Annotated in this window: 3 protein-coding genes and 3 pseudogenes; 4 read left to right on the forward strand and 2 right to left on the reverse strand. The window is 68.1% G+C overall.

Annotated features, from left to right (window positions below; genetic code table 11):
* On the reverse strand, positions 1-137 hold a 137-nt coding region (locus ACSDR0_RS49335; RefSeq protein WP_435295917.1), incomplete at its 3' end, for a transposase.
* A 41-nt stretch (positions 138-178) separates the two neighbouring features.
* On the opposite strand from ACSDR0_RS49335, the pseudogene ACSDR0_RS49340 reads away from it, so the two are divergent.
* A pseudogene (locus tag ACSDR0_RS49340) lies at positions 179-472 on the forward strand (transposase); the annotation flags it as partial.
* A gap of 294 nt (positions 473-766) precedes the next feature.
* Positions 767-928, forward strand: a pseudogene (locus tag ACSDR0_RS49345) (integrase core domain-containing protein); the annotation flags it as partial.
* Here the strand turns inward: ACSDR0_RS49345 and ACSDR0_RS49350 are convergent.
* Positions 920-1,499, reverse strand: a pseudogene (locus ACSDR0_RS49350) (transposase); the annotation flags it as partial. The pseudogenes ACSDR0_RS49345 and ACSDR0_RS49350 sit on opposite strands and share 9 nt — an antisense overlap.
* Before the next feature lie 197 nt (positions 1,500-1,696).
* Here ACSDR0_RS49350 and ACSDR0_RS49355 point away from each other — a divergent pair.
* On the forward strand, positions 1,697-2,428 hold the full coding sequence (locus ACSDR0_RS49355) for an ABC transporter ATP-binding protein (protein WP_435295915.1): 732 nt from the start codon (positions 1,697-1,699) through the stop codon (positions 2,426-2,428).
* Positions 2,419-4,779 (forward strand): FtsX-like permease family protein, encoded by a 2,361-nt coding sequence (locus ACSDR0_RS49360; protein ID WP_435295916.1) that lies wholly within the window; start codon positions 2,419-2,421, stop codon positions 4,777-4,779. The genes ACSDR0_RS49355 and ACSDR0_RS49360 overlap by 10 nt, the downstream gene beginning before the upstream one ends.
* The last annotated feature ends 74 nt before the right edge of the window (positions 4,780-4,853 follow it).

The raw sequence follows: 4,853 nt of genomic DNA on the forward strand, positions 1-4,853 counted from the left end.
GTGGCCACATACACGATCGCCGCCAGGATCAGACGATCGTCGACCCGCCGCCGCCCTCCTCCCTGCGGCCGGGCCGGAGCGGGCGGTACCACCCGCTGGAAAATTTCCCACAACTCATCGGGCACCAGTCGCTGCATGAACGCATCCACGACACATCCAACGATCAACCACCAAATGAGTCACGGTCTTAGCCGGGCTGGTGCGCGCTTTCGCCGACCTGCTCCGGCCGAGCGAGGGCAACGCCGACCGTCTCGACACGTGGATCACCACCGCCCGCGCCGCCGACCTACCCCACCTGCACGCCTTCACCCGCGGCCTTGACCAGGACCGCGATGCCGTCCGCGCGGCCGTCACCTTGCCCCACCACAACGGCGGCACCGAAGGCGTGAACACCAAAACCAAGCGCGTCATGCGCCAGATGCACGGCCGCGCCGGATTCGCGCTGCTCCGTCACCGGATCCTCTTGGGCTGACGTTCCGTCACCACCGAAAGAGAGACAGAGCCGAAAACCGTACAGTCCCGGCCGCGTAGCTAGCGATATCCGAGTCGAAGGGACTCGATAGCCCATTGCGCCCCGCTGCTCAGTACCCGGCCGGAGACCATGACCTCATGTGGTCGCCGTGCATCGTACGCTCGCCGCAAGGCATCGACGACCATGTGCCAAACCGTGGCAAGCACGGAATGAGGGGCCGCGGTGATTTCGGAAAGCCTCCAGCAATCCCGGCGCGGTTCATAACGCCCTGGCCGAGTCCTTCACGCCACCCTCAAACGCGAGCTGCTGCACGGCCGCAAGAAGCGCCGCTGGAGCGATGAGGCCGAAGCCCGCACGGAGATCTTCCGCTGGATCGCCTGGTACAACCACCGGCGCAGACACTCGGCGACCGGAAACCTGCCCCGGCCATCTACGAAGATCGAATTGCTACAATGATCTCACTGGCTGCATGAAACCGGGTGTCCACACCCCGGGGGGAATGCCAGTCTGCCTGCTCTGCAGGCAGTGGTGCAGGCAGCCGAGGAACCGGTTGAACAGGTTGCGCATCGCTGCGGTGTGCTTGTCACCGGCTGCACGGCGGCGGTCGTAGTGTTCCTTGACCTGAGGTGAGGGCAGGGCTCCGAAGATCCAGACGTAACCGGCGGCCGCGAGCCGCTGGTTCTTCACCTTGCGATGGTGCACGACCAGGCTCTTGCCGCTGGCGATGGTGATGGGCGCTGATCCGGCATAGGCCTTCAACCCTCGCGCGTCGCGGAATCGGGTGCGGTCGTCGCCGATCTCGCCCAGGACGCGAGCTCCAGTGAGCGGGCCGATGCCGGGGAAGCTGTCCAGGATCTCAGCGTCCGGGTGTTGAGCGAACGCCTCGGCTGCTGCTTCGGCCAGATCGTCGGCCGCGGCAGGCGGCGTCCAGTTGCATGATCAGCGCCTGGGTCTGGCGGCCCATGGCTCGCTCGATGAGCGGCAGCTGATGCAGGCAGTCGCCGGCGAAGACGGCGCGCAGGCGCTTGGCCCAGGCGTCGATCCACCAGGCGTGCAGTCGGATTCCGGTTCTGGCTCAAGGCGTGGATGCTAGCGGTGATTTTTGTTGTGTCTGGTGTTCTTGCGACGGGCGCTGTCGAGCAGTGTCCGGATTATGACGACGTCATGGTCAGCACGTGAGCCACTCTCTGTTCCCTGGACGGGCTGGTCGGCAGGCTTACAGGCATGACAGACGTTGTGCGGTTGGACGCGGTGAGCAAGGTGTACGGCAAAGGCCAGAGCGCGGTCGCAGCCCTGCGTGAGGTGTCGGCGAGTATCGGCGGCGGGTCCTTCACCGCAGTGATGGGGCCTTCCGGATCGGGTAAGAGCACGTTCCTGCACTGCGCGGCCGGGCTGGACACGCCCTCCTCCGGCTCGGTCCAGCTGGGCGGCACCGAATTGGCCAACATGTCCGAAACGCAGCTGACCGAGCTGCGTCGCCAGCGGGTCGGCTTCGTCTTCCAGGCGTTCAACCTCGTGTCGTCGCTGACCGTGGCAGAGAACATCACCCTGCCGCTGCGCCTGGCGGGTGCCAAGGCGGATCCGGCCTGGATGTCCGAGATCGTGAGCCGGGTCGGTCTGACAGGCCGTACCGATCGGCGGCCGGCGCAACTGTCGGGCGGTCAGCAGCAGCGGGTGGCGATCGCCCGGGCGCTGGTCACCCGGCCCGAGGTGGTCTTCGGTGACGAGCCGACCGGTGCGCTCGACACGATGACCGCACGCGACGTGCTGAAACTGCTGCGTGAAGTAGTCGACAGCCTGCGGCAGACGGTGGTGATGGTCACTCACGATCCGGTGGCCGCCTCGTACGCCGACAGTGTGCTGTTCCTGGCCGACGGCCGAATCGTGGATGCGATGAGCGCGCCGAGCGCGGACAAGGTAGCTGAGCGGATGACCAGGCTGGGGGCGTGGAAGTGATCGCGTGGAAGATGATTCGGCACCGCAAGGCGGCCTTCGTAGGCGCGTTCGTGGCGCTACTGTGCGCGGCGGCTCTGGTGTGCGCGTGTTTGATGCTGCTGGAGACCGGTTTGCGCGGCAGCGTGGCACCGGAACGGTACGCGGGGGCGCCGGTGATCGTGGCCGGCGACCAGTTCGTACGCGAGACGGTCGTGAAGTCCGGCGACAAGACCAAGACCAAGGCCAAGACGCTGTCTGAGCGGAAGTGGATTCGAGCCGAGCTGGCCGACCAGCTCCGTCAGTCGCCCGGGGTCACCAAGGTGGTGCCGGAGGTGAGCTTCCCGGTCGCGGGACGTTTCCTCGGGCATGGGTGGGAGTCGGCGGAATTGACCCCGTTCACCATCGCCGAGGGCCGCGAGCCCACTGCCGACAACGAAGTCGTGGTCGATGCCCGCAACGCTCACGCGCTCGGCACCACGCTGGTCGGCTACCGGGTGGTCGGGGTCACCGCGCAGGCGCTGCCGAGCCAGGACACCCTCTTCTTTTCCACGGCTCACGCGCGCAAGCTCGCCGGACGTCCCGGCCAGCTCACCGCCATCGGCGTCTTTCCCCATAGGGACGTCCGCGTCGAAGGCGCCCTCACCTACACGGGTGAGGAACGTGGCGCGGTGGAGTTCCTGGGCGCGGAGAATGCCCGGATCAAGCTGATCAGCTTGGGTGGCGCGCTGGCCGCCACCTCGCTCCTGGTCGCCATCCTGGTCGTGGTCGGCACGTTCGCCCTGTCCATCCAGCAACGCCAGCGCGAGCTCGCCCTGCTGCGCGCCATCGCCGCCACCCCCAAGCAGATCCGCATGCTCCTCGGCGGCGAAGCCCTCACCATCAGCGTGGCCGCCGGACTGCTCGGCTCGGCCGCCGGGATCGGACTGGGTTTCTGGCTACGCTCCCGTTTCGTGGAGCTGGGCGCGATGCCCGCCAATCTCAATCTGGTCGTCAGCCCGTTCCCCGCCTTGGGTGCCCTGACCGCCACGGTGGCCGCCGCGTGGGCGGCGGCCCGTGTCTCGGCCCGCCGCACCAACCGGATCCGTCCGGTCGAAGCGCTGGGTGAGGCAGCCCTGGAACGCCCCGGCCTGCCCGTGGGCCGGTTGATCGCAGGGCTGGTCTGCGTGGCAGGCGGCATCGCGTTGACGATCCTGCTGTCGTTCCTGAATACCGAGGCCGCCTCCAGCCCGGTGACCCTGCTCACGGCGCTGGTGTGGACCACCGCCGTCACCCTGCTGGGCCCGTTGCTGGCCCGCGCCGCGCTGGCGCTCCTGGCCCTGCCGTTGGCCGCCTCCCGCGTCGGCGGCTACCTGGCCACCCGCAACCTGCGCTCCAGCACCAAGCGCATGGCCTCGGTGATCTCCCCCCTCACGCTGATGGTGGCGCTCACGTGCACGATCTTGTTCGTGCAGACCACGATGGGGCACGCCGCCGAGCAGCAGGCCGCGGCCGGCACCCGGGCGGACTACGTGATCACCGGCACCAGCGCGGCCGCGGTCCGTGACGTGCCCGGCGTCGTCGCCGTCAGCCAGGTGCTGCGCACGTCCGTCCGGGTCGGGCTCACCAAGTACGGCGCCCAGGCCGCCGACGTCGACCCGCGCACCATGGACCTGGGCATCACCGCGGGCTCGATCAAGGATTTTGGCAAGAACTCGGTCGCCCTCAGCCAGACGGCCGCCTCCCGGCTCGGCAAGAACGTCGGGGACGAACTCGAACTCACCCTCGGAGACGGCACCCCCGCCAAGCTCAAGGTGGCCGCGATCTACTCGCGGGGCCTCGGCTTCGGCGAGCTCACCGTCGCCCGCACACTCGTGGCAGGGCATGTGGACGATCCGTCCGGGACGCTGCTGGTGGCCGGCGGCACTGCCGACGCCCTGCGCACAGCGCTACCCGCCGCCACCATCCTGGACCAGGCGCAGGCGGTCGAGCTGAGCGCGCCCAACGCTGAGGTCAACTACGTTGCGATGGGGCTGATCATCGCGTTCACCGCGATCGCCGTGGTGAACACGCTGGCCATGTCCAGCGCCGACCGCACCCGCGAGCTGGCGCTCCTGCGCCTGCTGGGCGCCACCAAGCGGCAGGTCCTGCGCATGCTGCGCCTGGAGACCCTCACCTTGGCGCTCATCTCGGTGGTAGCCGGGACCGCGATCTCGCTGGCCACGCTGTCGGCCTTCGGAACCGGGATGACCGGTTCGGCGCTGCCCTACATGCCCCTCAGCACGTATGCGGCAGTGATCGCCGCGATGACGGCGCTGGCGCTACTGGCCACCGCGCTTCCGGCCCGGCTGGCGCTCAGGCAACACCCGGCCGAGGCGATCGGCGTACGCGACTAGTAGTACTTCGTTAGGTTGATTTGATCTTGGGTGTTGGGTTCGGCATGCTGCTCTTGTGGACTTGGGGGAGATCG

Origin of the sequence: Streptosporangium sp. G11, from assembly GCF_051192615.1 — a bacterium.
Taxonomy (GTDB): Bacteria; Actinomycetota; Actinomycetes; order Streptosporangiales; family Streptosporangiaceae; genus Streptosporangium.

What these genes read in the sequence shown, in the direction of transcription:
- ACSDR0_RS49355 (WP_435295915.1), top strand. Translation starts at nt 1,697, where the DNA reads ATGACAGACGTTGTGCGGTTGGACGCGGTGAGCAAGGTGTACGGCAAA.